Source organism: Olivibacter sp. LS-1, assembly GCF_008245145.1.
GTDB classification, from domain to species: Bacteria; Bacteroidota; Bacteroidia; order Sphingobacteriales; family Sphingobacteriaceae; genus Olivibacter; species Olivibacter oleidegradans.
Genome location: NZ_CP041643.1, coordinates 1057606 through 1084237 on the forward strand (window position 1 = coordinate 1057606; position 26632 = coordinate 1084237).

Below are 26632 nucleotides of genomic sequence, written 5' to 3' on the forward strand. Positions count from 1 at the left end.
ATAAAATGCACGACATTCGCGAAGAGGAGTTGATTTTTTACACTACGCTATAGTGTAGATTCTTAAATAGCTTGCAGAAATACCAGTCTAAAAGCGTCGATTGTATGAAGTACGCTTCGACTAACGACCTCCCCACTAAAATAGTTTTAAGGCTATCCTTAATGTATTTGTTTGATTGAGGGGCTGGGCAGCACTTCTTGAATGCGCATACATTAGTCGGATCATTTTCCATTGTAAACCAACATGCAATTCACTGTAATTACTTAATTCAGACGTGTGTAGGTAATGCAATCCAATAAGCTCTTCAAGCTTCAGCTTTCGTAATAGGGGCACCTTACTGACGAACATACCGCCGAGATTATACTCCATATGGGCTTCCACGAAATTGGAAGGGGTGCTGTACTGATAATAATCTAAGGCTAAAAAGGAACTTAGCTGCTGGTCAACGAGTAAGATTCTATTTCCATTAAAGTGTTTGTAATCCGGATAAAAAAGTTGCTTATTGTTAAAAAAGCTTCCAGCGCTAACTGAAAAGGACACCTTGCCGTATAGACCTAGGCCCATATTGTTTTTTTGAACACTTGTGGTAAGCAAATCGTAATCGACATCTGAGCCTAAGACATTCTTAATGCCTTTAGTATATTGGATACCAAAGGTTGGATATTTAGAAACCAGATAACGTTTGCCCGTTGGGTACATGGCATAACGATTTGAAAAGTCATAACTTAAACCGACCCGGACTTTTGTGGATTTATTGTCTGTGAAAAGCGGAACGTCGGCGTCCGGTTGTAAGGGATTGTTGGAGGTAAGCTTATTTGAATTACGATCCCGGAACGTAAATCCGCTAGCATTGGGTAGCCAATGGCGGTTTGACCATTCCGCTTGCAGGCTGATTTTAATATTGCCCGGCAAGGTATTGCTCCACGCTATGGAAGCAAAGGTTTTTTCGTAGAGTTTTTGATAATTTTCCCCGACAAATAAGGTGTACAGGCTATTTAATAAAGTGGGAAGTGAACCCTGGTTGTTTAGATCGAGGACATCCCTACCGCCAGATAGTACGAAGGTTTGATTCTTAACAGGAAGATCCGTGCTCACGATACCATTGAGGTGTTTGTTTGCAAATCCATATCGAATGCGTCCATTTATACGAAAATATCGATTTAGCCCGCTGTCGAGTTGTCGATTGTAATTTATACCGTAATTAATCGCCAAACCTTCAACGCTATTAAAGAGCATTGATGTTAAGAGGCCGTTAAAGCGAATGGATTCTTTCTTATAACGATTGCGGTAGTTATACCCACTCGTTAGAAATGTCAGTGGTTTGAAGCGATTATTCTTTCTGTCGATGGAGTCCAAATACGCTTTCGATTGATGAAAACGATATAAACTATCTTTTGCTATATAGTCTTTTTGTTCTTCCGGACTTAATGGAACTGGCCTGTTCTTCGCCCAATACAGGCTGTCTTTCTTATTCACGTCTCCACTTATAGATAATACCTCCCGAAAAAGTCTCTTATCGGGCGCATCGATAAAGGTATAGTTTTGATAAATAGCCGTAAAATAACCACCAACTTGAAAGCCAAGTAGACCAGCCTTAAAATCCAATTGGATATTAGAAGGCATCCATTTGTTTTCCGTTACTTCTGTATAAAGCTGTTTGAGATTCAACGAATCGACAAAGTTGATGCTCGACTCCTTATCAAGTAGAAAATTCACACTATGAATACGCCATTCACCTTCAATAATATATATATTGCCTTTATAAAGTGGCTCTGCCTTTCTTTTAGGAATTACTTTAATTTTGATAATCGTCTTCCCTTTCTCTTCTGCGGTGCCTAGATATTGATATCGATAATATGCTAAAGCATTATCGGCAATGGGAGAAATAAAGGGCCTGTTACTCAAACCTTCAACAATATGTTGGTAGTTCTCGTAAAAATTAAGTTGAAGCTCAGAGGCCCTATTGAAACTAAAGGCTTTATTATCGCCTGAAATTTTGGAACTGATCATCTCTTCCTTGAAATCCTTGGGCGGATTGACGGTAATCTTGGACTCCGATTCAGATAAATAAATGATGCCTTTTCTTGCAGAATCCAGGCCAATTTCTTCTCCAATCTCGTTCATATCAACACCAAAGAATTTCTTTGGTGCTTTAATTAAACGTTGCAAGCCTTTTATATATACATGTGCGTGATAGGGGCCTGTTTCTTTTAAATAATAGGGCCTTTTCTTTATTGCCTTTCTAATGATGGAATAAGCGGGGTCTTCCCGGTTTCCGATAACTACCTCCTGTAATGTGTAAATCTCCCCATCTAAGTGAATGATAAGACTGTCGTGTTGAGGCGGTTTCACGGTGATTGTTTTTTGCTTGTAGCCCACTGCCGAAATACTTAATTGGTGCCGGCCTTCCGGTAGCGATAGGTTAAAATGTCCCTCTTTATTTGCCGAGGTGCCAATCGAAGAGCCTTCTTTAACAATAGTCGCAAATGGTATCGGAAAGCCATCGGCATCGCGTATCGATCCTTTTAAAGTTAGTTGTTGAGCTACGGCAATATTTGTAAACAGAAAGAAAATAAGGGTAACGATTCGATTCATCAGCATATGAGATATGCTCTTAAGATGGTCTGCAAGCCTGAAAGGTTACATTTATTTTTGTTAAAGTATGTTAATAAGGGTTTACGTGCTAAACCCGATATAACGAGATGAGCAGGTTAGACCGGGTTTTATTTTAAAAGGCCGTTAACTTTTAGTAGTTTAATGGAAATTCCTATTTGGCCTAAATGGTAAAGGTCGTGATGTATCATCCCTTCCAACAGCGCTTGAAAGGTGTATGTGCCGCATTCCTGAGCGAGAAAGGCATCATCCCGTATTTCAATCAAGCGTATCAAGTGGTATTGAGAAGCATAAAAATCATCTTTCAGTTTTTTCCATCCTATCTGCTTTAACTCATTGTTCGAACGCCAGTTTTCGTTGCTTTCTATGGTCAATGTGCTTTTTTGGCCTTGCAACTTACGGATACAATCCCTTCTCCATTCCAACAGATGTGAAACGATTTCGGCAACACTGTGTATATCGGGAATGGGCCGAGTGAGCGCCTGCTCCGGTGTTAATGTATCAATTTTTTTTATGAAGTTTTCATCTAACCATAGGTCACCGTCTTGAACATCCTGTAATTGCTTTACTAGATTTTGTATTAACAGATTACTCATAAAATAAGGCTTAAAATATAATGGTTTACAGTATTCCAAAGATAAAAAATCCGGCACAGATTTAACATATAGCTAATCGGAGTCGCTATATGTTTAGATCGATTACCGAAAGATAATCATTTCTATCATCTTTTCAGCTTTTATCATTAAATCTGTATTTTTACCGCAAATCACTGAATTTATGTATAAAACACTTCAACCTGTATTGCAAAAAGAATTGGCCGAAATAGAAGAGGCAGGCTTATATAAGCGGGAACGTATTATCACGACTCCTCAAGGCGCGGATATAAAAGTAAGTGGAGGCAAGGAAGTTGTGAATTTTTGCGCGAATAATTACTTAGGGCTTTCGTCTCATCCAAAAGTTATTGATGCTGCAAAAAGAGCAATAGACACACATGGTTACGGCATGTCTTCCGTACGATTCATTTGCGGGACACAGGATATACATAAAGAGCTGGAGGCAAAAATAGCTAAGTTTCTTGGGACGGAGGATACCATTCTGTATGCGGCAGCCTTTGACGCGAATGGGGGTGTTTTTGAACCGTTATTTGGAGCAGAAGACGCCATCATTTCTGATGAATTGAATCATGCGTCTATTATAGACGGCGTTCGCCTATGTAAAGCACAACGTTTCCGATACAAGAATGCGGATATGGAGGATTTGGAAAAGCAATTAATTGCTGCAAAAGGCGCTAGACATCGTATTATTGTTACCGATGGTGCTTTCTCGATGGATGGGGTGGTCGCTCCGCTGGATAAGATCTGTAATTTGGCGGATAAATACGAAGCCTTGGTTATGATTGACGAATCGCATTGCACGGGCTTTATCGGTAAAACAGGAAGAGGTACACACGAGCATTTTGGTGTTATGAGCCGCATTGATATTATTACAGGGACCTTGGGAAAAGCCTTGGGTGGTGCTTCCGGCGGATTTACTTCGGGGAAAAAGGAAATCATCGATATGCTTCGTCAACGTTCAAGACCCTATTTGTTTTCCAATACACTGGCACCGGCCATTGCTGGCGCTTCTATCGCAGTTCTGGATATGTTAAGCGAAACGACGGCATTACGGGATAAACTAGAATACAATACCAAGTACTTTAGAGAGAAGATGGCGGAAGCGGGATTTGATATTAAGCCTGGATTCCATCCCATTGTTCCGGTGATGCTTTACGATGCTAAATTAGCACAAGAGTTTGCCGCTAAAATGCTGGAAGAAGGGATCTATGTAATCGGATTCTATTATCCTGTTGTTCCTAAAGAAAAGGCCAGGATCCGCGTGCAATTATCTGCTGCTCATGAACAGGAACATCTAGACAAAGCAATCACCGCTTTTACCAAGGTAGGAAAGCAATTGGGTGTAATTAACTAGTTAAGATAAATTGATAATTGTATGGAATTAATTAATGCAAACAGGAAGGCCGGTGCTTCGCTGCTGTTCGTGAATTTCGAGCATTTTATCTAAGTTTGCAAAAAATAAACGGCCCATTGGCTGGGCTTTGTTTATTTTATAAAGAGTTAAAAATGAGTATACAGGAAAAAATTAATCAATATACAGAAGAGATAAACAATTGGACTCCTCATTCACAACAAGAAGTCGAAAACTATCGACTGAAATTTTTGGTAGCGAAAGGGATCGTCAAAGGATTGTTTGAAGAGTTCAAAAATGTTTCGAGTGAAGAAAAGCGGCTTTTGGGCAAAGTGTTGAATGAATTTAAACAATTGGCAGAAGCAAGATATGCCGAAACAAAGGATTTATTCGAGGTTTCTGCCGACTCTTCAAAGGATTCGAAAGAACAGGATTTGACCCTGCCCGGACCTGGTTTTGAAATTGGTACTCGCCATCCTTTGTCCCTTGTACGAAAAGAGATTGTGGAAATCTTCAAAAAACTTGGTTTCATTGTGGCCGAGGGTCCGGAAATTGAAGATGATTGGCATAATTTTACGGCGCTTAACTTTCCGGAAGAACATCCCGCAAGAGACATGCAGGATACCTTCTTTATCAGGAAACAAGAAGGTAATGATATTGCACTCCGTACGCACACTTCATCGGTGCAAGTACGAATGATGGAAAGTGGGACTCCTCCTTTCCGTGCTATTATGCCGGGACGTGTCTATAGAAATGAGGCAATATCCGCTCGAGCACATTGTTTTTTCCATCAGATAGAGGGTTTATATATCGATGAAGGTGTTTCTTTCGCTGATTTAAAACAGACCTTATACCATTTTGTTCAGGAACTTTTTGGTGAAGGAACCAAAGTTCGTTTCCGTCCATCTTATTTTCCTTTTACGGAACCGTCTGCTGAAATGGACATTTCTTGCACCATTTGCAAAGGAGCGGGATGTAATATGTGTAAATACACTGGTTGGGTTGAAATCCTAGGATGTGGTATGGTGGATCCGAATGTGTTAACAAACAGTAAGATTGACGCAAAGAAATATACAGGCTTTGCCTTTGGAATGGGCATTGAGCGCATAACTAACTTGAAGTATGAAATCAAAGACTTGCGTTTGTTTTCTGAAAATGATATACGTTTTTTAAGACAATTTGAAACCGAGACAATTTAAGACAAAGAGCTTCCTCTGGAAGATATGTCCGTTGCTGATCTTTATCGTCTGCGGCTGTGGAAAAGACTATTATGGGATTCCTGAGGTGGTTGTTAACCAAACGTTTTCTACCACCCAATACCACGAACTGGAGGTGGCGGGAGGCTACGCCGTGTCGGAAACCGGTGGTGTTGCCGGTATAATTGTTTATAATACAGGAAGCGGTTATGTAGCCTACGATCGTTGCAGTACAGTTAATCCGGAAAAAAAGTGTGCTGTAAATGTGGATGACACCGGTATTATTTTGGTAGATCCATGCAGCGGTGCGAAATATGATATCAGAAGCGGTATGCCTTCAAAGGCTCCGGCTGAGCGACCGTTAAAACCTTACCAGGTGAGGAGAGATGGGAATCTTATAAGAGTTATTAATTAAATGGAAGCAGATAAAATTAAAGAAAGTATCAAACGGTCGGCAAAGGATCTCTTCCGACGCTATGGTTATAACAAAACCAGCGTCAATGAGATCGCGAAAAAGGCTAAAATAGCCAAAGCTACCATTTATAAATACTTCGATAGCAAGGAAATGGTTTTACATGCCATCCTAATGGATTATATTCAGGTCGGCGTAGACGAACTCATACATAACCCAAGTACGGCTACCGATCAAGGCACGTATTTAAGTAATCTTATTTTGAAGGTCAGTCGTTTAACCTATACCATCTGTAATGAATTTATTGGCTGGGATTTCATTCGAGAGTCGGCCAATGCACAAGAGTATTTAAAAACGCTTTCTGACGATTTGGAGAATTTACTGATCAGTTCTTTTAACGAGAGCCATATTATTGATCCCGGTATACCTAAAGAAAACTTAGTATTTTTAATTAAGTCGAGCAAAAGTATTGTGTTTTCGTTCGCTTTTACGGCCGTAAGTGTGGCCGATGTTCGAAAGTATTTTGTTTCCTTTCAAAAAGAGATACTACCTTATTTAGTGAAAGCAACCGTCAGTTAACCCTTACTCGGTACTTTTAGGACTTAGATTCTTCGTTTTAAGGCATCAATTTTTTGATATGCGAGGTATTATAGCCTGGATTAAGGTGGCAAAGAACATGACCGAGACACAACCGACTAAATTAAGCCATAAAAAGGCCATCATATCTGCGCGCCAACAAATAATGACTAAAATTTCGGCAAAAATAGCAGCAATGAAGGTCGCAGTTCCCTTCGCGCGTTTCATATAAAAGGCAACAATAAATATGCCCAAGATGGTGCCGTAAAATAAGGACCCCAGAATATTGACCGCTTCAAGGAGATTACCAAGACGATTGGCATATAGTGCAATGATAATCGTAAATATACCCCAAAATAAGGTCATAAGCCTCGACACGTTTAGATAATTACTGGCACTGCCATCCCGATGAATAAATCGTTTGTAGATGTCAATAACAGATGTTGATGCCAGCGAATTGAGCGCACTCGCGGTTGATCCCATCGAAGCTAAAAAAACAATGGCTATTAAGATGCCTACGAGCCCTTTGGGAAGCTTTTCCGTGACGAAATTAAGAAAGATATAATTGTTATCATTCGTATCTGCTTTCGGGTCATTCTTTTGCATGAGGCGGGTTAGTTCTTCCCTGATTTCGGTCGTTTTTTGGTTGGCGCTATGTAAATCTTTTCTGATGTCGGCAATTTCAGCATCAGAATGCGTGTCCAACGCGTTGCTCAATTTATTGATTAAACGATGTTTCTCTTGAAAAACCGTATTGAATTGCTCTTTGATCTGCTGTAATTCAGATTGATAGGGACTTTTTTCAATTTTGTTTAATTCCAGTTTATTAAAGAAAATAGGGGGCTGATTGTACTGATAGTAGGCAAAAACGAGGACGCCGATCATTAATATCAGAAATTGAAGCGGAACTTTAACAAGGCCATTCATTAGTAGACCCAGTCGACTATCGCGTATCGAGGAGCCGGTCAGGTAGCGTCCAACCTGACTTTGATCGGTGCCAAAATAAGACAATTGTAAAAAAAAACCGCCTATTAAACCGCTCCACAAAGTATATTGGTTATTCCAGTCGAAAGAGAAATCAATCGCATTGGCTCTCCCGGATTTTCCCGCTATATGCAGGGCTTTTACCAAACCGATATCGGATGGTAATAGGTGGACAACCATTACACCCGCTGAAAGCAAGCCGATAAAGATGATACCCATCTGCAGCAGTTGGGTATAAGAGACGGCCTTCGTTCCTCCCCATACCGTATACATCACCACCAAGCAGCCAATGAACAAGGTCGTATAAGTAGCATCTATCTGCAAAATGCTCGAAAGGATAACAGAAGGAGCATAAATGGTAATGCCGGTGGATACACCGCGCTGTATAAGGAACAGAAATGCAGTGAAGACACGTGTTTTTACGTCGAATCTTTTTTCCAGGTATTCATAGGCGGTAAAGACCCGCATTCGGTGAAAAATAGGGACAAAAGTGATGCTCAGTACGATCATCGCCAAGGGTACGCCGAAGTAGAACTGTGCAAAGCTCATACCCGAGGAATAAGCAAGTCCGGGAGCTGAAAGGAACGTAATGGCACTGGCTTGTGTAGCCATTACGGAGAAGCCTATATGATACCAAGGAAGTGTTTTATTCCCTAATAGATAGCCATCAATATTGCTGCTGCCACGGCTCTTATATACGCCGTAGACAACAATCAGCAACAGCGTGCTGAAAAGTACGATCCAATCGATTAAACTCATTCAAAAGTTATTTTGAATAAGTAAAACAATAGAATCAGCGCAAATAGCCAAATCAACACTATCCAGTAGAATTGATGCCAGCTATTTACAAAAGGGGGGAGGCCTTTATCTTTAGGCAGGTTCTTCCTCACTTCTGCGCTTTACTAAAGCATTCAAGAAAAACATAGCGATAAACAGACCAATAACCAATCCGCCTACTACACCCCAAAAAGATTCGGCGCAATAGCCTCCGGTTAAAGCGCCAAAAAAAGCACCGATAAGATAGAATAAAGAGTCTGTGTTGATTTTCTTTTCTTGATTTTCCATGTTTAATTGTTTTCTTTTGCGAGCAAATTTACAAATAATCTATAAGCACCGGGCACTCCTGCCGGTAATTCTCTGAAAAAAGAAAGAGATGTGTAAACATATTTACCTTTTCCATACTTTGCTACTAAAAGTGACCCTTTGCTCTCTGCTTCACCCGAGTCATTCATAGCCAAAGGTAATTGGTAATGACTATCGGTATTGGATGCAAAGTATAACCCCCGTTCTTGTATCCAGCCTTCGAAGTCGTCCGCCGTTATTTTGTTGGGATATTGAAGAATGGGATGTTGCGGTTCGATGAGGCGAACCGGTGCATTTTCGTTAGTAACACGCTCTCTGGTGATAGTAAAGGGGTATGGACCAATTTGGGTGGTTTTCAGTCCGCCACTTACATTATATTGTTCTACAAGCGTACCGCCATTTTTTACATAATCCAGTAGTTTGGGTTGTATATAACGGATACGATCATTCACGTTATAGATTCTAATCCCTGTAATAATGGCATCGTATTGTTGAAGATCTTGATGCATAATATCGTTTTCGGATAAAACATCCATCTGTAACCCTATCTCACGCAATGATGCGGCAACGAGGTCACCGGCTCCAGGTAAATAGCCAATGCGCTTGGCAGATACCCCGGTCTCAATTTTACTTAAACGAGCACTTGCCGGCGGAAACCAGTTGATTCGTGGAATGTGGTCGTAGCGAATGGTCCGTATCGATTTCGCTATTTCATTTTGGCCATTTCTATAACGAACCTCGAAAGAGAGAGAGTCGTTCATGGAAGCGTTAGATGATGGATAAATGGTTGCTAGTTTAACCAATTCGTCGTCTTTTTCTTCCAAATCGACCGAAAAGGATGCCGGTTCCATCCGCCAGCCTTGCGGAAGCACGGGCGTAATATCCGCTTGGCTGTGATGACCGTTAGACGTAAAAGAGACCTCGATTTGCTTTGGTTCATTTCCATTAAAAATGATCGCTTTTTGATTGAGATTGACGGTCAGGGGGGGTGCTATAACAATCGGATTATTTACCTCACCACGTACGGGATCATTATATGAATAGGTGACGGGAAAAATATAGTCTATTTCTTTTCCTTCGATAGACAAGGTGGCAATTACCTGTGGAAGAAGATTGCCGGCTTCCGGTTTCCCAATGAGCTTTTGATCTTTTACCGTAAATGAACCTAGTTGATGCGGAAAGGCTAACCAGTAGGGTTGCGTAATTGTTTTTGCTTCAAAGGTGGTTTTTATTTGTTGCGGCTGATTATACGATAAATTGGTTGTACTGCTTAAAAAAGACTCGGTTTGATCACCGTTTTTTAGTGCCAAAAGCGAAACAGATAACCCGGGTTTTTGTACCACCAAATGAGTGCTCGCGTGAACAGTTTCACCGAGCGCGTATTTTTCGTCATCGGCTAAGCAGGCGCCCCAGATCCCTGCACAATCCAAAATAAGCCCTTTTACTTCTTTTATTTTTTGAAGAGCCCAATAATTATTTCCCAAGCCCTCTAGCTCGGTAAGAAGTTCCGTAAGCTTTTTAATAGAATATTCGGGATGCGCTAAATTGTAATGCTCTTGTAACTGCTGCACCAATTCTTGTACTTTTCTCGAAGCGGGAACTCTCGACCAGCTGGTATTGATGTCGTCGAATAAACTTTTCCGGGGAGGGGTGCCTCCTAAACTTTCAAAATATTCATACATTTCGCCTCTTTGAGCGGTGGTGCCAAAGCCCTGACTTTTGTGGTTGGTTCGACTGATAGCGGCAATCTCACCGTAGGTTCTGCCAATAAAGGAATTGTATTGTCCTAAATCTTCTCGAAATTGTCCTTCCTTAATTGTATTCGCGCTGCCAAAATTATAGGTGTTCCAGAGAATTCGAGTGGTCTTCCAAGGTTTTACATATTTTAGCTGCTCCGGAAAACGAGATGGATCTGCGGCAGCTTTAAAGGCCTCCTGTGCTAAGAGAGACGAGGCTTGGTGATGTCCATGTCCCGCTCTTGGGTCGCCCGGAAATCGAGTTATAATAACATCAGGTTGAAAGTTCCGGATTACCCAAACAGCATCTGCCAAAATTTTTTCTTTATTCCATATTTGAAAAGTCTCGTCAAAAGTTTTGGAAAAACCGAAATCGTTGGCTGTCGAGAAAAATTGTTCTCCGCCATCGTCCCTTCTCGCCGCTAATAGCTCTTGAGTCCGTACCAAACCAAGCTCTTCGGCTTGTTCGGTACCAATAAGGTTTTGTCCGCCGTCGCCGCGTGTTAACGACAAGTAACCGGTTCGATAAAGCCGTTCATTTGCTAGCCAGCCGATCAGCCGTGTATTTTCATCATCAGGATGTGCTGCAAAGTAAAGCACACTGCCCAGCGTGTTTAATTTTTGGATTCGCAATCTGATAGATGCAGCGTTATTAGTGGATGCGTTCTGTGCCAACAAGGGTTGGACAAATAGCGTAATCAAACTAATAATAAGCAGGGGAAGCAATTGTCTACGAGGCATACGGCAATGTTTAACGATTCTTGAGAAAGGTAACTAATTTCTGTATGGCGACCGCCCGATGGCTGATCTGATTTTTTTCGTCGGCCGACATTTCCGCAAAAGTTTTTATGTAGCCATCCGGAATAAAAATTGGGTCGTATCCAAATCCTCTTAATCCAATACGTTCCTGTGTAATCGAGCCCTTAACAATACCTTCAAAGAAATGGTGCTCTCCTCCCAATCGCAAGGAAATAACGGTTCTGAACTGCGCTTTCCGATTGGTTTTGTCAGCTAATTTGGATAATAGCAAGTCGATGTTTTTTTCCATGTCTCTCGAACCACTATAGCGAGCGGAGTAAACACCCGGTTCTCCGTTTAGCGCTTCCACCTCCAGCCCGGAATCGTCCGCAAAGCAATCGCGGGCATAATTACTTAGGATGTATTCACTTTTAAGCGAAGCATTGCCTTCAAAGGTGTCGGCGGTTTCCGGGATATCGACCTCACACTGTATTTCTGATAAGGATTGAATGGAGAATAGACCTTTCACCATTGCTTGAACTTCTTCCAGTTTATGTTTATTGTTCGTTGCAAAAACCAGTTGTTGCATATCTTCCATGTGTTAAAATTGCTTGTGTTTAAAAGGCTTTTACGGCTTGCCAAAAGAGCTTCTTCTTATTTGTATCTGTTAACATTTCCTCAAAAGAATAGGTGTAAAGTAATTCGATGGATTGTTGAGAAGACGCTATATTAAGAGATAAGCCATCTATGCCTACTTTAGCGGGTGATGGTCCGGCGAATATAATCCGTTGAGGATCAAAATAACTACATAGGTCTTCAAAATTTACGCCCGCTTCTATTTGAGCAAGATTCAGAACCGCCACATCATCCAGTGCAAGACCTAAAGCGTGTAATGTTTTGGTAAAGGCATCCAAGGCCGCCGGTGAGAAATGCCCTTCGGTCATATTTTCTACCAAATAGAGAATACGGCTTTTATTGGCTCCAAGAACGTTGAAAGTTGGGCGATCAATATTTGGTGATTGCTCGGTTGCTGCAGGAAAGTCAGCTTCGAAATCGAAGAGCAAATCATCCAGTAGGTAACGTAAAGCGAAAGGATTGGTAGTATTCAACTGCGTCATAGTACGATTGTGGTAAACCCAAACGAAAATAGAAGAATCTACACCGAGATGCAAACTTAGCGAGCGAATTCTAGTTATGAAACGGGTTTTTTACCTTTCTTTAAGAATTCCAGTAGATTACTGTTCGTGTTTTTTTTATGAAACCACTCGGATCGCTCAAATAGCCAAATAAGATGCAACGCGAAAAAAGTGCCAATCAGCGATCCTGCTAACAGGTCTTTGAAAAAGTGCTGAGATAGATATACACGTGATAGGGCTACCAAGAGAGCAATCAAAAAGAACCAGGGTTGGCGTCTTTGGCTGACAAAGATGTAAGATAAAGTGATGGTAAGTGAAAATATACAGGTGGTATGGCCGGAAGGGAAACTAAGTGAGTTTTGTAAGACATAATCTTTAATGGTATAAATCGCTTCTCCGTGCTCAAAAAAAACAGCTGGTCGTGGGTGCTTAACAATCATCTTTATTACCTGCGTAAAGAAACCGGTATAGAGCATAGTAGATACCAATAAAAATGAGTGACGCCAATTAATGAAAAGGAAAATAAAAGCTATAGCCACTGTAACGGGCCAGTCACCCAAATGCGTAATGAGCATAAAAATCTGATCGGCCATGGGGTCATGTAGACGATTGACCCATAAGAATAGCTCGGCTTGCGAATAAATAAGCGAGCACGTGATACCAATTAGCTGAAAGCAAACTAGTAATAAAATAAATACGGGGAATTGCTTTAAAAATGTTAGATAACTGTATTCGTAAGAGGCCGATGTATTCATTTTTTTATGCTTAACATTTCAAACATAATGAAAATGTTTATGTTTTTGCAAGCAGCAACTTGTTACTTAGGCAGCCATTTTTAACGTACAATAGCTTGTAATATTAAAGGAACGATTATTTTAATCAACTTTTCTTGATAAAAGTTGAGCAAAATCAAGGCTCGTGTAGGCTACCTTGCACCTGATGGCAAAGCATCAACGGCGCGTATTGGAGCCGTTTCACTTCCTCAATCCGCTTGGATAGTGCAACATGAACAGAGGTGCAAATGCTTTGCTGCTCGTTGCATCGGTATCCTCCAAGGCCGTTTTATCCCCCACCCGAGGCCTTGTCGGCTGCCCGCAAAAGCCCTCCGTTCTATTAAAATATCACCTAGGAAATTTGCGGTTTGCACGTTGAGGCACTACCTTTTATAGCAAAGTTCCAAGTGATGAGTTTTTGGTTACTTTTTGCGGAAAAAAGTGACAAAAATAATCGTTCTTTTATACGATCAAATTAGAGCATTACGCACTGCGAATTGTTGTCATCTGAAATAAAGGGTCAGCAATGAACCATTTTCTTGTTAAATTTCGTTAAATATGGAATAGAGTGTAATGGATTTGTGTAACTTAGCAAGCTATTAAAACTGCTTAGTATAAAAAATAGAATTTAACAAATGAAGAAGTTTGCTGGTTTGTTGACACTTATCTTCCTCGCGTGTGCGGGAGCACTGAGAGCTCAAGATGTACAGGTAATAGATAAAGTGGCGGCCGTTGTTGGTGGAAATATTATTCTCCAATCGGATATAGAGATGCAGTACGCGCAATATCTTTCCGAGGGTAACCGTGCTGATCCAGGGGTCAAATGTATGATTTTAGAGCAGCTGTTAACAAACAAGCTTTTAACACAGCAGGCAGCAATTGACTCGATCGAGGTAACCGAAGATGAGGTGGATGATAATATCAATAACCGTTTACGATATATGACACGTCAAGCCGGTGGTCAGGAGCAATTGGAAAAATTCTTGAACCGATCGTTGCTTCAATACAAGGAAGAAATGAGGCCCGCTGTCAAGGAGCAATTGATTGCACAGAAAATGCAGGCGAAAATTACAGAGAAAACCGGGATTACCCCATTGGAGGTGAAAAGGTATTTCGAGAAAATTCCTAAAGACAGTTTGCCTAATTACAATACGGAAGTTGAGGTCGGAGAGATCGTCGTATTTCCAAAATTGACGAAAGAAGAAAAACAGCCCTTTTATGATCGTGCAGAATCTCTTCGGATGGGGATTAAAGCCGGAGACGACTTTGGAACAATGGCAAGGTTATATTCTCAGGATCCGGGGTCAGCTTCTTCAGGCGGTGATCTAGGTTTTTTTGATAGAAGTAGTATGGTAAAAGAATTTACCTCGGTTGCTTTTAGACTAAAACCAGGTGAGATCTCCAATGTATTTGAATCGGAATATGGCTTTCACTTTTTACAAGTACTTGAACGTAGAGGCGAACAGGTTAGGGCACGGCACATATTGATTGGCGTAAAACCAAACGAGCAAAGCATGGAGCGGGCTAAAAAGCAGATTGATAGCATTTACACACAAGTTAAAGACAATAAAATACCATTCTCTACGGCCGCAGCCCTATATTCCGGCGATGAGATGACTAAATACAATGGTGGGATGATGCTTAATGCGATGAATCAGCAAACGCGTACTACATACATCCCTGTAGACCAGCTGGATGCAGCAGATTTCTCCGCTATTGACACCTTGAAAGCCGGCGAATACTCGAAGCCCTTTGCTTTTTCCGACCCGCAGACTAAAAAAGAGGGCTACAGATTCTTGTACCTTAAGTCGCGCACCGAACCGCATAGAGCTTCTTTAGAAAAGGATTATGCGAAAATTAAAGAGTTGGCGGAAGCGGATAAACTGAATCGTGTAGTCAGTGAGTGGTTCGAAGAACGTAGAAAGACTACCTATATAAGAATTGATGATGAATTCAATACCTGCGCAGAATTGAAAGATTGGGTTCGAGAGAGTGAAATAAATAACGCGCAAGCACAAGTCAAAGAATAAAATTGATTAAAAAAGTAACGGGGCGCATATCTATATGCGCCCCGTTATTTTTATACCCATTTTGTGTAGACTATTTCTCAAAATACATATCAACGCTCACTTTCCACATGGAATCTTCCTGTAGTTCCCAAATGCGAATATAATAGCATTTTGTGACTTTATTTCCCTGGCGGATAATGGCATCGCCCTGACTATATGCTAACTCACCACTATAAGTACGGTCTACTTTGTGTTCTGTACTTTCGATATTGATGTCCGCTTTCTTTAAAAAGGCACGAATGTCGTCTATGCCGATAACCGGAGTATACCCAGGGATATAAATCCGGGCATAATCTGTTAAGAACTCCTTGAAAGCGGTTTGGTTATCAGCTTTCAAAATAGTTGAAAAAAGCTGATCAGTACTTAATATGATATCTTCCCGTTGTTTTAGTCGAGCCTTCGATCTAGACTTTCGATACTTATTGTCTACCGGGCTCTCTAGAATGGCAGGTACATGCTCTGTTGGTGCGCCATGTTCGCTGATTGCACGATAAGCAATTTTCCACTCACCCTTGCGATCCAATTTCCATAGACAGAAATATTCGCCATATTTCTTCTTGTATCCTACGTTTTGCCATGAAATAGGGCCCGTTGTAAAACCCCATTCATTACTTTTTGATACTTTGGCGTAAACCGGCTTCCATGTCATCACATCCGGTACACGAGCTTTGCTTTTAAAATAAATTTCGGCTTGGGTCGGTGCGGGGGTGAAGAACACCGTACTTTCATCGCTATAGTTCTTATAAGCTGCTAAAACACCTCTATTGGTGGCTAAAACGCCCATGTTATACTCGGCGGATACTAGTTGATTTATTTGATCGGAGGATTCTTGCTGAGCCCACACTGTGTTGCCTAAAAAGGCGATCATACTTAGGGCAACTAAAATAAATCTAAACATTCTTTTTATAAATATTTTTAAGGCTTCTCCCCTGCCAAATTAATGCCAAATTTTTTTTTGTGGATTTACGACTTGCTCCAAACGGTACCTTCCTTACTGTCTTTCAGTTGGAATCCCATTTCCTGTAAACTATTGCGAATCAAATCAGATGTCGCGTAATCTTTGGAAGCTTTGGCTTCTTGTCTTAGTTTAATAATGAAGTCCATTAATTTTTCCAAATCCCCATTATTCTCCGTTTGATCATCTTTTAATCCAAGGATATTGAATACGAAATCGTTTACCAGTGTATTCAATTGCGCTAAGCCCTTTGCATCAATCTTGGTTTTATTGTCGTACACACTGTTGATAATACGTACAACTTCAAACAGCTCGGCAATCAGCACCGGACTATTGAAGTCATCATTCATGGCAGCTATAAAACGTTGCTTTATTTCTTCAAAGTCAACTTCCGAAGACGCTGAAGCCTTTAATTTGGGTAGTAAAGCAATGGCGTTCATTAACCGACGGTAGCCTTTGTCAGATGCTTCCAGGGCCTCATTCGAAAAGTCTAGCGTGCTTCTATAATGGGCTTGCAGCATAAAGAAACGAACCGACATAGGCGAATATCCACGGGTTAATAAGGGATGATCTCCGGTGAACAATTCCCTTGGAAGAAATCCGTTTCCCGCAGATTTCGACATACGTGCGCCATTAACGGTTAACATGTTTGTATGCATCCAATATTTAGCAGGGTTGGTATGATTGCAAGCTTGCGATTGGGCAATTTCGTTCGTATGGTGAGTTGCTGCCAAGTCCATTCCCCCTCCATGAATATCGAACTGATGGCCTAAATATTTGTTGCTCATCGCTGAACATTCGATATGCCATCCCGGAAAGCCTACGCCCCATGGCGATGGCCACCGCATAATGTGCTCTGGTTTAGCTTTAATCCATAAAGCGAAGTCGAGTCTTCCCTTTTTTTCGTCCTGGCCGCCCAGTTCACGGGTATTATTTAGCATGTCTTCAAGCTGCCGATTGGTAAGAATTGTATAATCGTTATTTTTGCTGTACTTTTCGACATCAAAGTATACCGTGCCGTTTACTTCATAGGCATAACCGTTTGCGATGATTTGCTTTACCATCTCGATTTGCTCAGAAATGTGACCGGTAGCTGTAGGTTCAATGCTTGGAGGAAGCGTATTGAATAATCGTAGAACATCATGGAAGCCGATCGTATACTTCTGCACAATTTCCATTGGTTCCAATTGTTCCAGCTTCGCTTTTTTTGCAAATTTATCATCCCCCTCATCACGGTCTCCTTCTAAATGTCCGGCGTCAGTTATGTTTCTAACATAACGAACTTTATAGCCCGAATACAACAGATAACGATAAATCAGGTCAAAGGATACGAATGTACGGCAGTTGCCTAAATGCACGTCACTATAAACGGTAGGGCCACACACATATAAGCCTACCATGGGCGGGTTTATGGGTTCAAAAATTTCTTTCTTTCGGCTAAGCGTATTATAAATGACTAAATTGCTGCTCATTCGTTTTATTTTTAAGGAATATGTTTTATGGGTACAAGGTACACCGCTAAGTAGATTTTGCGAATTTAGTAATTTCCTTTCATTCCATGCTATTTTTAGAATCCTGTTGGCGAGAAAGGACAATAAGAAGACGTTGCCTCAAACTCGCTATAAGGCAAGATCACTCCAAACAGCATAATGATCGGATAACTTTTTCTTCAAAATCTGATAATGCTTAACCTCAAAGGTCTTAGATGAAAGTATATAATCTATTTGAAAGTTTGGAAATTCACCGTTGTAAGTAATCCCCCAACCCGCACCCTTCTTCTCGAAACTATTGTTCAAATCGCTAGATACGGTGTGCACGGCAAAAGATAGAGGGGTGTCATTGAAATCGCCGGTTATAATTACCGGTTTACGACAGCGATTAATCTCTTCCTTAATTCGCTTCGCTTGCTCACTCCGTTCAAAAAAAGCATGTTTTAAGCGAGAGCCAATACGTTTAGTAGATGCAACATTATCATTTTCAAAACTCCGACTTTTTACGTCTTTTACAAAAGCGTAATCCTGTGGTTGAAAACCGATAGATTGCAGGTGGATATTGTAAACGCGGAAAGCACGACCATTTTTTACGATATCGGCATATATAGCTCTATTTAATGTTCGTTTACCTTGATAATTAGGAATTGATCCGGCATTTTTTATCGGATAACGCGATAAAATAATGAGGCCGTAAGCTTCGTACTCATTTTCAACTACAGGATGGAAATAGCTGTAAGAAAGTCCTAAAGCAGGAGCCATGTTTTGCCGGCTGTTGTATTTTCCTTTTTTCCTTGTATAGAACTCCTGCATACATACAATATCCGGTGACACACTTTGGATAAGTTCGGTTACGGCTGTTTTCGTTTTTGGTTGCACGTCCTGATCTTCTTTCCGAAATAAATGTACATTATATGTTAATACTCTTATACTACTGCTGTCGGGCCGCTTAATCGATGCCTCGTCTGGTTTACTGCGAAAACCTATATGCTTTTTTAGTGGAACGTAGCCACAGAGAATACAAAGCAGTGATAAAATAAGGTATTTGGATTTTTTAAATGCCCAAAGAATGATGAATACCAAATTAGCTAATAAGAAAATAGGGTATCCTAAACCAAAAAAAGCGAGCGGCCAAAAACTTTGCGGGTCGATGTAAGGAGCTAGGTAACTTAGACATAACAACAAAACGCACAAAGCATTAATACCAAGCAGCACGAATTTTCCCAGGCTTCTTTTTCTTTTCCCTTTCCTTATTTTTGCGCCCATGGAATAAATTTAATCTTGATCTTGCTTCCCCGCATTAAATAAGGCTTCCTTTTCCGCTTTACTTAAGCTATTATATCCGGATCGGGATATCTTATCCAGAATGCTATCAATATATTCTTGATTGGTGAAGGTTTCCTTGCTCTTTCGAGGGGCATCATTTTTTATAATCCGAAGCTTCTTCTTTTTAGCCTGGATTAGCCTGCTCCAGTCATTGCCTTTACGAAGCTGTAAGATATAAACGAATCCCAAAAGCCCTCCACCTAAATGAGCGAGGTTTCCTCCTAAGTTTCCACCTCCAAGGCCTAATAAATTTAAGACGATAAAAGCTACTGCCAAATATTTTAAACGAACGTTTCCGAAAAACAACAGACGAATGGTATAATCAGGCACCAAGGTTGCGGTAGCAACGACGACCGCATATACAGCTCCGGAAGATCCTATTAGCACAGCAAAGCCGGCACCTAAAGAAGGAAACAGATTATAAAGGATTAAGAATAAAATGCCACCAACTAAACCACCCGCGAGATAGGTAAAAGTAAATTGTCTAGTATTTAGAAAATCAAGAAAGATAAGACCAATCCAATAAAGCCAAAGCATATTAAATAAGAAGTGAAAAAAATCCACTTGCGTAAACATATACGTGGCGATAGACCATGGCCGGTACAATAACCTGTTCAAATTGGCAGGCAAGGAGAGCTGTTCAACCAAAAAAGAACTTACGGGCGTTTTTGCGAAGAAATCTATTACCGAAAAAAGTCCCATCACAATGAAAACAATCGTGTTGATGGCTATAAAGAAGTTAAGCGTATTTCCCGATCGAAATGCCTTATAGTAAAGTTCGCCAAAAAATGATCTCTTCATAATTTTCTATCTCGTTGATCTTTATATTAAAGCTAACCCCATAATCCCGGACGTTTGATTCCCCAGATCTTAATGAGAATAAAGCCGAACAAGGCTCCTCCTAAATGTGCAAAATGGGCCACAGAATCGCCTGAGAATTTTGATACACCCAAAAATAATTCCAATACAATATAAATCGGAATAAATATTTTCGCTTTTATTGGGATAGGAATAAACATCAGGTATAATTCGGTATTTGGAAACAAATAGCCGAATGCAACCAATAAGCCGAATATAGCACCGGAAGCGCCTACCATAGGGGTAAAGTACACGGAAGCGAGGGTATCAAAGTTAGCTTTTGAAATACCGTCTATTTTACTTGCGACCATCCCCGTTTCAAAATTAAAATCCAACACGCTTTTAGCAGAAGGCGATCCGGTAATATTGAAGACCTCAAAAGCTTGTACGCCAAATTGAAGTGCAAGTGCCCCGAGTCCGGTAATAAGGTAAAAGTAAACAAATCGTTTAGAGCCCATGATCCGTTCCAATATGGGGCCGAACATGTATAAGGCGAACATGTTAAAAAAGATGTGCGCTAAACCTCCGGCATTGATATTCCCATGCATGAACATATAGGTGATTGGCTGCCACCAATGAAACATGGGCGAATCAAAATAATAGACGGGAAAGATTGTATATGCATATTTAAATACAAAATTTGCGCCAATGAAACAGATGATGTTTGCGATCAGTAAGTTCTTTACCACTGGCGGAATCCCACCAAATTGAGCGGATGAGTTATTAAACATGTTCTCGTTTATTTTTCAAATTTTTCTAACAGTTCCTTGAGGGTAAAGGTAATAATTATGGGTTTACCACTCAAAGAAACATTAGGTGTTGAACAGGCAAAGAGCTTATCGATAATGTCATTCATTTCATCAATGTTTAGGGCTGTACCGCTTTTAATAGCCGCATTGCGGGCCAGGCTCCTTGCCAGGTTCTCCCTTTTGGTTAACTTTAAAGTTGATTGATTATTTTTATAGGCTTCCAGTAATTGCTCAAGTACTTGTGATTCACTGAGTCCACTGCCTAAATCAGCCGGGATTCCTTCTACAATAAAGGTGTTCCGTCCAAAAGCCCTAATTTGAAATCCCAATGCATGGATATCAGGTAGTAAGTCGGTGATAAGTTCAAAATCCGCTACGCTCAAATCAACTGTTTGCGGAAAGAGGCTCTGCTGACTGGCCCCTTGGTGTGTCTCCAGTTGTTGTAAGAACCTTTCAAATAAAATTCGCTCATGAGCCGCTTGTTGGTCGATAAGGATAAAACCGGATCGGATCTGCGACAAAATAAAGCGGTTATGAATTTGAAAGATGAGCTTACCGGCTGGTTTCTCTTGGGTTTTTTCTATTGCCGATTCCTGCTGTTTATCTTCCGAATCAATACTTAACTGATGATGGTGGGCTTTCTGCGTAATCTCATAGAGTGTTTCCCAATTCTGCGGAATGCCACTCTTTTTCTCAAAAGAGCGAGAGTAATTGTCTTGTCGTTCCTTTTGCTGAGAGCCTGTGTCAAAGGGATTGAATTGCGGATTAAAACTAATGGTCGGCGGGACAATATCTTCCGTTTTCTTGTGCGAAATCATATGGCTGAAACCCGTTTCCTGGTTGAAATCCAAAGTTGGCGTAATGTTGTACTTCCCTAGGGATCGCTTAACGGCCGAACGGATAATGGCGTATATCGATCGTTCATCCTGATACTTGATTTCTGTTTTTGTGGGATGGACGTTAACATCAATTTGCGCCGGATCAATCTCGATGAACAATACATATAGCGGATAGCTTTCGGAAGGAAGGATCTCTTCGTAAGCATTGAGTACCGCATGATTCAGGTAAGGATCTTTTATAAAACGGTTATTGACAAAAAAATACTGTTCGCCCCGGGTTTTTTTCGCATATTCCGGCTTTCCGATAAAACCATTTAGATTAATGATCGTTGTGGACTCTTCAACAGGTACTAAACGCTGGTTGTAATTACTTCCGAAGATGTGTATGATGCGCTGTTTTAGACCTTCTGAAGGAAGGTGAAAGACCTCGTTTCCATCGCTGTGCAGGGTAAAGAAGATCTTAGGGTGAGCTAAGGCAATCCGTTGAAATTCTTCAATGATATGGCGCATTTCAACCGGATTACTTTTCAGGAAATTACGTCGTGCAGGCGTGTTGAAAAATAAATTTTTAACGCAAATACTTGTGCCGGCAGGCGTTGCTGTTGGTTCTTGATTTATTATTTCGGATCCCTCTATCATAATGCAGGTCCCCAGCTCGTCTTCATGTCGTCTTGTTTTAAGCTCAACGTGAGCGATGGCGGCGATAGAAGCCATGGCTTCACCCCGAAATCCCATGGTTCTGATAGCGAAGAGATCTTCAGCCTTTCTTAATTTTGAGGTCGCATGGCGCTCGAAACAAAGGCGTGCATCTGTAACACTCATGCCGCAACCGTTATCGATTACCTGGATAAGGGATTTACCTGCGTCTTTTACGATTAATTGAATTTTATCTGCACCTGCATCAATAGCATTTTCTATCAGCTCCTTTACTGCCGATGCCGGACGTTGTACTACCTCCCCTGCCGCAATCTGATTGGCTACTGCATCTGGTAGTAATTGAATGATATCTGACATACCCTGCGAATTTACAAATTAGATATGAGACTACCTTGTTAGCTCCGCAAGCTTTCTGTCAAACAAACTGATTTCTTCTTCGCTGGTGTCAAACGAACACATTAGCCGAACTTCATGCATATGCTCGTCCCAAAGGTAGAAAAAAAGCGTCTCTTGTAGAGGCTTGATCCAATTAGGGGGTATTTTGGCGAAAATGGCATTGACTTCCACCGGTTTGGTGATGATGATCTGGGGATATTTCCTTAAGACGGTAGCTAACTGTTGCGTTCGTTCCAAAACAATGTTGGCATACTTTCTATAGGTGTCGTGATTTAATAGGGCTAAAAACTGGGCAGAGATGAAGCGACTTTTAGACGCTAATTGCATACTGCGTTTATGAAAAAAAGGACTGTCGTGAATATGTTCATTAAAAACAAGCACGGCCTCGCCATAAAGCATGCCCGACTTTGTTCCGCCCAATGATAAAGCATCAACTCCACTAGCCTGTACAACATCTTGTAGCGTACAATTCAAAGCTGTGATGGCCGTAAATAGACGGGAGCCATCCATATGGATTAAAAGATCGTTTTCATTTGCTACGCGATGAATTCCTCTCAATTCGTCTAAGGTATAAAGCGTTCCGTATTCAGTAGGTTGTGTGATACTCAGTACTTTAATTTGCGGGTGATGTAAATCGCCACGACGCTTCACAGCCCGTTGTATGGTAGCGGGTGTTAACTTGCCTGTTTCATCGATAGGTAGCGGTATAAGCCGGCAACCGGTCAGGCCTTCGGGCGCCGTTGATTCATCGACATATATATGCGCGGTTTCTGCACAAAGAATCGCATCGTATGGTTTGGTCAATAGGCTTAAGGCCAATAGATTGGCTCCTGTTCCATTAAATACCAAGTGCAATTTGAACTGATAATTAATGAGTAGTCGTAATTCGTCTTTTAACCTTTCTGTCGTTTTGTCATTTCCATATGCGACAGCATGATCTTGATTTTCATGCAGGAGCGCCTGCATTACTTCCGTAATAGCTCCTGCATAATTGTCGCTTGCCAGTGATTTCATTTTCGAAATGCGTTTTTCAGGCCAAAGGTAATTAAATGTGTCGTAACACAAAGACCGCCGAGTGAACACTACTCGGCGGTCTTTGAAATTAACAATTAAAAAATCTTGTTCTTTAAGTTGGCTTAACTGAATGACACATCACTGCGTGAATCAAAAATACTATGAGGTGTATAAAAGCGACTTAAAGCATTAACCTTTAACACTAGTAAATTTACGAAAATTAAACCGTTCATGTAAATTAGTTTTCAACAGAAAAGCAGGTTTTCAACATATTTCTGTGGAAAAGTTTGATATCCTGAGACTTATTGCTGTTGGAGAAATCGGGAACGCGTTTGCGACCGCTTGTATCATAAAAAAAAGCGGTACTGTAGTAGCAGTACCGCTTTTTGCGTTAGCAGATGAAACGCTATTTATCGATAGAGCCCAACACACGTTTCATAAAAGTGTTCAGGGCCTCTTTTTTGTCCATGCCTTGCTCTTGAACTAGTTTATTCACTTCAATAGCACCATACATGTTGGATATTAGCTCACCGATAACGTCTAACTCTTCATCTTTCAATGAGGAGACTTCGGTAAGAGATTCAAGCGTTTCAATTGCTTCAATCACAAAATCCTCATCATTTTCCTCAATGAATTGAGTTAAATGCTTAATTACTGGTAACTTCATTTACTAATTGCGTTAAGGCATCCTGTTTATTTGTCTGCACTTGATTGAGCAGTTTGCCGCCTTTAAAAGCCGCGAATGTAGGTAAATTAGTCACATTAGCGAGCTTTCTTGATTCCGGCAACTTCTCGGCATCAACAATAACAAACGGTATATTTTCGTTTTCTGAAGCCAATTTTTTAAACTTTGGTTTCATAATTTTGCAGTTACCGCACCAAGTTGCAGCGTATTGAACCAATACGACATCATTTTGGTTAACGATATCTACCAAATTATCTTGTTCTAATTCTTGTAACATAATAAATTAATTTGCGGATAAGTAGCTAGCCACACCCTCACGATTAGCATTCATCGCTTGCTTTCCTTCTTCCCAGTTGGCAGGGCATACTTCTCCAAATTGTTGAACATGAGAATAAGCATCAATCAAACGTAAGTATTCTTTTACATTACGGCCAACAGGCATATCATTTACACTCTCGTGGAATACTTTACCATCCTCGTCTACCAGGTATGTGGCTCTGAACGTAACGTTCGATCCTTCAATAATCAACGAATCCAATTCTTCGTCATAAGCGGCTTTTTGAATATCTAAAATACCTAACACGTTGGCTAAATTACGTGTAGTGTCTGCTAAGATTGGGTAAGTTACTCCTTCGATACCGCCATTATCTTTTGCGGTGTTTAACCATGCGAAGTGTACTTCGTTGGTGTCGCAAGATGCGCCAATTACAATAGTATTTCTTTTTTCAAATTCAGGTAAAGCTTCCTGAAATGCATGCAATTCGGTAGGGCAAACGAAGGTGAAATCTTTTGGATACCAGAATAACAATACCTTCTTTCCTTTTTTAGTAGCCTCTTCTAATACGTTAATTCTTAAATCATCGCCCATGTGATCCATGGCGTCAACAGTAATGTTCGGGAATTTTTTACCTACTAAGCTCATATTAAATTTTTTTTCGTTTTTGATGCCACAAAGATAAGGCTTTCTGCTAGGTTAAAGTATCTTATTTTCTTATGGGGTTATAAATAAAAACTATACTTAGAGCGCGATGGTATTGTAAAATAAAATAGTCAAATCTTTTAAACGTTAATCAAAAAGCAATGTCAGAACCTCCGCCAAGAGCAGGCATGTCAAAGTGCAATCGTATTACTGCTAATTGTCTTGTAAATTGCATATAAGCGGAAATTTATCTAAGTTTGCGTTCCAAAATGGCCCTGTAGTTCAACGGATAGAATAGAAGTTTCCTAAACTTTAGATATGGGTTCGATTCCCGTCGGGGCTACGAAAAAAGCGGATTATTGCAAAATAAGCCGCTTTTTTGTTTGAAGCTGATGCCCGCTCATCAATAAATGCATGTTAATGAGCTTTTGAACAAAGCATATTGAACTTTTAAACAAAATCTACCGTCTACTAAGAACGTACTTTTGTATCGTATTAAATATATAAGACAATGGAAAAGGTATGGTTTATAACAGGAAGTTCCAGGGGATTGGGACGTAGCCTGACGGAAGCAGTGCTGGCTAGCGGCGATAAAGTAGTCGCAACGGCCCGTAATATTAATCAACTAAATGATTTGTTAAAGCAATATGCCGATCAGGTACTGCCAATAGCTTTAGATGTGACCGATTATAAGCAGGTTTCACAGTCGATGGCTGAGGCGGTAAAACATTTTGGTCGTATTGATGTGCTGGTTAACAATGCCGGTTTCGGTATCATTGGTGCGGCGGAAGCCTATACCGATGAACAGGTACGGAGTCAGCTAGAAACGAATCTATATGCTCCGATAGAAATCACTCGAGCCGTGTTACCCTATATGCGCAATCAAGGAGGAGGCCGTATTCTGCAAATTAGTTCCATCGGCGGCCGAGTAGGTAATGCCGGTTTAACGATGTACCAAGCGGCTAAATTTGGCTTAAGTGGCTTCACAGAGGCATTGGCAAAAGAGGTAGCCCCATTGGGCATTTACGTTACCAGCGTAGAACCAGGCGGCTTCCGCACGGATTGGGCCGGTGCTTCTATGACCTATGCGCGGGAGATCGAAGATTACCTAATGGTGAAGCAGCGGACAGATTTTTTTAAAAGTGGAAAATTCATTGCCGTGGGCGACCCTGTAAAGGCTGCCAAAGCTATGGTGGAATTGGCTTCTCATCCAACGCCGCCTATACATTTGGTATTGGGCAGTGAGGCTGTCGGCATGCTGAAAATTGCAAATGAGACCAGGCAGGCCGAAATGGAAGAATGGATGGAGGTTAGTTTATCTACCGATCATGACACTTCTGAGAACTTTCTTGATACACCTCAAGGTCAGTGGTATACCGGTAATCTGCAAAGAAAACATTAATATTGTATATATATAGGCGGCTAGTTTCATCGCTACGGCTATGTTGACGACTATCCGCCTA

General features: G+C 40.9%; 24 protein-coding genes and 1 tRNA gene. 7 read left to right on the forward strand and 18 right to left on the reverse strand.

The features are described 5' to 3' along the window. Positions 1 to 135: 135 nt before the first annotated feature. Together FKG96_RS04230 and FKG96_RS04235 are read right to left on the reverse strand one after the other, a co-directional pair. A complete protein-coding gene (locus tag FKG96_RS04230) occupies positions 136 to 2595 on the reverse strand; it encodes a DUF5686 and carboxypeptidase regulatory-like domain-containing protein (protein WP_165446900.1) in 2460 nt (819 codons plus the stop codon). Positions 2596 to 2723: 128 nt separating this feature from the next. Further along, positions 2724 to 3209: a DinB family protein gene (locus tag FKG96_RS04235; protein ID WP_130854541.1), complete on the reverse strand. Its 486-nt coding sequence runs from the start codon at positions 3207 to 3209 to the stop codon at positions 2724 to 2726. A gap of 181 nt (positions 3210 to 3390) precedes the next feature. On the opposite strand from FKG96_RS04235, the gene kbl reads away from it, so the two are divergent. From kbl to FKG96_RS04255, 4 genes are all read left to right on the forward strand, one after another. Beyond that, positions 3391 to 4581, forward strand: coding sequence for a glycine C-acetyltransferase (gene kbl, locus FKG96_RS04240; protein ID WP_130854540.1), 1191 nt, complete (start codon positions 3391 to 3393; stop codon positions 4579 to 4581). Between the two features lie 152 nt (positions 4582 to 4733). Beyond that, positions 4734 to 5777: a phenylalanine--tRNA ligase subunit alpha gene (gene pheS, locus FKG96_RS04245; RefSeq protein ID WP_041387171.1), complete on the forward strand. Its 1044-nt coding sequence runs from the start codon at positions 4734 to 4736 to the stop codon at positions 5775 to 5777. Beyond that, on the forward strand, positions 5758 to 6189 hold the full coding sequence (locus FKG96_RS04250; RefSeq protein ID WP_013664751.1) for a hypothetical protein: 432 nt from the start codon (positions 5758 to 5760) through the stop codon (positions 6187 to 6189). The genes pheS and FKG96_RS04250 overlap by 20 nt, the downstream gene beginning before the upstream one ends. Next, positions 6190 to 6765 carry a TetR/AcrR family transcriptional regulator gene (locus FKG96_RS04255; protein WP_013664752.1) on the forward strand — a complete coding sequence of 192 codons (576 nt, stop codon included), beginning with the start codon at positions 6190 to 6192 and terminating at the stop codon, positions 6763 to 6765. 45 nt (positions 6766 to 6810) lie between these two features. Here the strand turns inward: FKG96_RS04255 and FKG96_RS04260 are convergent, their stop codons facing one another. From FKG96_RS04260 to FKG96_RS04285, 6 genes are all read right to left on the reverse strand, one after another. After that, positions 6811 to 8505 (reverse strand): sodium:solute symporter, encoded by a 1695-nt coding sequence (locus FKG96_RS04260; RefSeq protein ID WP_130854539.1) that lies wholly within the window; start codon positions 8503 to 8505, stop codon positions 6811 to 6813. Positions 8506 to 8616: 111 nt separating this feature from the next. Next, positions 8617 to 8811 carry a hypothetical protein gene (locus tag FKG96_RS04265; RefSeq protein WP_013664754.1) on the reverse strand — a complete coding sequence of 65 codons (195 nt, stop codon included), beginning with the start codon at positions 8809 to 8811 and terminating at the stop codon, positions 8617 to 8619. A 2-nt stretch (positions 8812 to 8813) separates the two neighbouring features. Further along, on the reverse strand, positions 8814 to 11306 hold the full coding sequence (locus FKG96_RS04270; protein ID WP_130854538.1) for a PIG-L family deacetylase: 2493 nt from the start codon (positions 11304 to 11306) through the stop codon (positions 8814 to 8816). A 10-nt stretch (positions 11307 to 11316) separates the two neighbouring features. Next, positions 11317 to 11892 carry a non-canonical purine NTP diphosphatase gene (locus FKG96_RS04275; protein WP_013664756.1) on the reverse strand — a complete coding sequence of 192 codons (576 nt, stop codon included), beginning with the start codon at positions 11890 to 11892 and terminating at the stop codon, positions 11317 to 11319. A gap of 28 nt (positions 11893 to 11920) precedes the next feature. Continuing rightward, the gene (locus tag FKG96_RS04280) at positions 11921 to 12421 is read right to left on the reverse strand and encodes a hypothetical protein (RefSeq protein WP_130854537.1); all 501 of its coding nucleotides are present in this window, start codon (positions 12419 to 12421) and stop codon (positions 11921 to 11923) included. Positions 12422 to 12495: 74 nt separating this feature from the next. Further along, a complete protein-coding gene (locus FKG96_RS04285; protein WP_013664758.1) occupies positions 12496 to 13194 on the reverse strand; it encodes a phosphatase PAP2 family protein in 699 nt (232 codons plus the stop codon). 653 nt (positions 13195 to 13847) lie between these two features. On the opposite strand from FKG96_RS04285, the gene FKG96_RS04290 reads away from it, so the two are divergent. After that, complete coding sequence (locus tag FKG96_RS04290; protein ID WP_013664759.1) at positions 13848 to 15242, forward strand: peptidylprolyl isomerase; 1395 nt, start codon at positions 13848 to 13850, stop codon at positions 15240 to 15242. Positions 15243 to 15312: 70 nt separating this feature from the next. Here the strand turns inward: FKG96_RS04290 and FKG96_RS04295 are convergent, their stop codons facing one another. From FKG96_RS04295 to FKG96_RS04340, 10 genes are all read right to left on the reverse strand, one after another. Further along, on the reverse strand, positions 15313 to 16179 hold the full coding sequence (locus FKG96_RS04295; protein ID WP_130854536.1) for a hypothetical protein: 867 nt from the start codon (positions 16177 to 16179) through the stop codon (positions 15313 to 15315). A 65-nt stretch (positions 16180 to 16244) separates the two neighbouring features. Continuing rightward, positions 16245 to 17708 (reverse strand): cysteine--tRNA ligase, encoded by a 1464-nt coding sequence (gene cysS / locus FKG96_RS04300; protein WP_013664761.1) that lies wholly within the window; start codon positions 17706 to 17708, stop codon positions 16245 to 16247. A gap of 147 nt (positions 17709 to 17855) precedes the next feature. Further along, positions 17856 to 18992 carry an endonuclease/exonuclease/phosphatase family protein gene (locus tag FKG96_RS04305; protein ID WP_130854535.1) on the reverse strand — a complete coding sequence of 379 codons (1137 nt, stop codon included), beginning with the start codon at positions 18990 to 18992 and terminating at the stop codon, positions 17856 to 17858. A 9-nt stretch (positions 18993 to 19001) separates the two neighbouring features. After that, positions 19002 to 19853 carry a rhomboid family intramembrane serine protease gene (locus tag FKG96_RS04310; protein WP_013664763.1) on the reverse strand — a complete coding sequence of 284 codons (852 nt, stop codon included), beginning with the start codon at positions 19851 to 19853 and terminating at the stop codon, positions 19002 to 19004. 32 nt (positions 19854 to 19885) lie between these two features. Continuing rightward, a complete protein-coding gene (locus tag FKG96_RS04315; RefSeq protein WP_130854534.1) occupies positions 19886 to 20641 on the reverse strand; it encodes a rhomboid family intramembrane serine protease in 756 nt (251 codons plus the stop codon). An 8-nt stretch (positions 20642 to 20649) separates the two neighbouring features. Continuing rightward, a complete protein-coding gene (gene mutL, locus FKG96_RS04320) occupies positions 20650 to 22512 on the reverse strand; it encodes a DNA mismatch repair endonuclease MutL (protein WP_130854533.1) in 1863 nt (620 codons plus the stop codon). Positions 22513 to 22542: 30 nt separating this feature from the next. Further along, complete coding sequence (locus FKG96_RS04325; protein ID WP_013664766.1) at positions 22543 to 23565, reverse strand: low specificity L-threonine aldolase; 1023 nt, start codon at positions 23563 to 23565, stop codon at positions 22543 to 22545. A 406-nt stretch (positions 23566 to 23971) separates the two neighbouring features. Beyond that, positions 23972 to 24232 carry a hypothetical protein gene (locus FKG96_RS04330; RefSeq protein WP_013664768.1) on the reverse strand — a complete coding sequence of 87 codons (261 nt, stop codon included), beginning with the start codon at positions 24230 to 24232 and terminating at the stop codon, positions 23972 to 23974. Next, positions 24213 to 24527, reverse strand: coding sequence for a thioredoxin family protein (locus FKG96_RS04335; RefSeq protein ID WP_149105159.1), 315 nt, complete (start codon positions 24525 to 24527; stop codon positions 24213 to 24215). The genes FKG96_RS04330 and FKG96_RS04335 overlap by 20 nt, the downstream gene beginning before the upstream one ends. Positions 24528 to 24533: 6 nt before the next feature. Then, positions 24534 to 25172 carry a peroxiredoxin gene (locus FKG96_RS04340; RefSeq protein ID WP_013664770.1) on the reverse strand — a complete coding sequence of 213 codons (639 nt, stop codon included), beginning with the start codon at positions 25170 to 25172 and terminating at the stop codon, positions 24534 to 24536. Between the two features lie 268 nt (positions 25173 to 25440). Between FKG96_RS04340 and FKG96_RS04345 the strand changes: the two genes are divergently transcribed. Both FKG96_RS04345 and FKG96_RS04350 read left to right on the forward strand, forming a co-directional pair. Further along, positions 25441 to 25512: transfer RNA gene (locus FKG96_RS04345), tRNA-Arg, on the forward strand. Between the two features lie 168 nt (positions 25513 to 25680). Then, the gene (locus FKG96_RS04350; protein ID WP_130854532.1) at positions 25681 to 26571 is read left to right on the forward strand and encodes an oxidoreductase; all 891 of its coding nucleotides are present in this window, start codon (positions 25681 to 25683) and stop codon (positions 26569 to 26571) included. The last annotated feature ends 61 nt before the right edge of the window (positions 26572 to 26632 follow it).

Coding starts and splice junctions, on each gene's coding strand:
- FKG96_RS04230 (WP_165446900.1), bottom strand. CDS start 2,595: ATGAATCGAATCGTTACCCTTATTTTCTTTCTGTTTACAAATATTGCC.
- FKG96_RS04235 (WP_130854541.1), bottom strand. CDS start 3,209: ATGAGTAATCTGTTAATACAAAATCTAGTAAAGCAATTACAGGATGTT.
- kbl (WP_130854540.1), top strand. CDS start 3,391: ATGTATAAAACACTTCAACCTGTATTGCAAAAAGAATTGGCCGAAATA.
- pheS (WP_041387171.1), top strand. CDS start 4,734: ATGAGTATACAGGAAAAAATTAATCAATATACAGAAGAGATAAACAAT.
- FKG96_RS04255 (WP_013664752.1), top strand. CDS start 6,190: ATGGAAGCAGATAAAATTAAAGAAAGTATCAAACGGTCGGCAAAGGAT.
- FKG96_RS04260 (WP_130854539.1), bottom strand. CDS start 8,505: ATGAGTTTAATCGATTGGATCGTACTTTTCAGCACGCTGTTGCTGATT.
- FKG96_RS04265 (WP_013664754.1), bottom strand. CDS start 8,811: ATGGAAAATCAAGAAAAGAAAATCAACACAGACTCTTTATTCTATCTT.
- FKG96_RS04270 (WP_130854538.1), bottom strand. CDS start 11,306: ATGCCTCGTAGACAATTGCTTCCCCTGCTTATTATTAGTTTGATTACG.
- FKG96_RS04275 (WP_013664756.1), bottom strand. CDS start 11,892: ATGCAACAACTGGTTTTTGCAACGAACAATAAACATAAACTGGAAGAA.
- FKG96_RS04280 (WP_130854537.1), bottom strand. CDS start 12,421: ATGACGCAGTTGAATACTACCAATCCTTTCGCTTTACGTTACCTACTG.
- FKG96_RS04285 (WP_013664758.1), bottom strand. CDS start 13,194: ATGAATACATCGGCCTCTTACGAATACAGTTATCTAACATTTTTAAAG.
- FKG96_RS04290 (WP_013664759.1), top strand. CDS start 13,848: ATGAAGAAGTTTGCTGGTTTGTTGACACTTATCTTCCTCGCGTGTGCG.
- FKG96_RS04295 (WP_130854536.1), bottom strand. CDS start 16,179: ATGTTTAGATTTATTTTAGTTGCCCTAAGTATGATCGCCTTTTTAGGC.
- cysS (WP_013664761.1), bottom strand. CDS start 17,708: ATGAGCAGCAATTTAGTCATTTATAATACGCTTAGCCGAAAGAAAGAA.
- FKG96_RS04305 (WP_130854535.1), bottom strand. CDS start 18,992: ATGGGCGCAAAAATAAGGAAAGGGAAAAGAAAAAGAAGCCTGGGAAAA.
- FKG96_RS04310 (WP_013664763.1), bottom strand. CDS start 19,853: ATGAAGAGATCATTTTTTGGCGAACTTTACTATAAGGCATTTCGATCG.
- FKG96_RS04315 (WP_130854534.1), bottom strand. CDS start 20,641: ATGTTTAATAACTCATCCGCTCAATTTGGTGGGATTCCGCCAGTGGTA.
- mutL (WP_130854533.1), bottom strand. CDS start 22,512: ATGTCAGATATCATTCAATTACTACCAGATGCAGTAGCCAATCAGATT.
- FKG96_RS04325 (WP_013664766.1), bottom strand. CDS start 23,565: ATGAAATCACTGGCAAGCGACAATTATGCAGGAGCTATTACGGAAGTA.
- FKG96_RS04330 (WP_013664768.1), bottom strand. CDS start 24,232: ATGAAGTTACCAGTAATTAAGCATTTAACTCAATTCATTGAGGAAAAT.
- FKG96_RS04335 (WP_149105159.1), bottom strand. CDS start 24,527: ATGTTACAAGAATTAGAACAAGATAATTTGGTAGATATCGTTAACCAA.
- FKG96_RS04340 (WP_013664770.1), bottom strand. CDS start 25,172: ATGAGCTTAGTAGGTAAAAAATTCCCGAACATTACTGTTGACGCCATG.
- FKG96_RS04350 (WP_130854532.1), top strand. CDS start 25,681: ATGGAAAAGGTATGGTTTATAACAGGAAGTTCCAGGGGATTGGGACGT.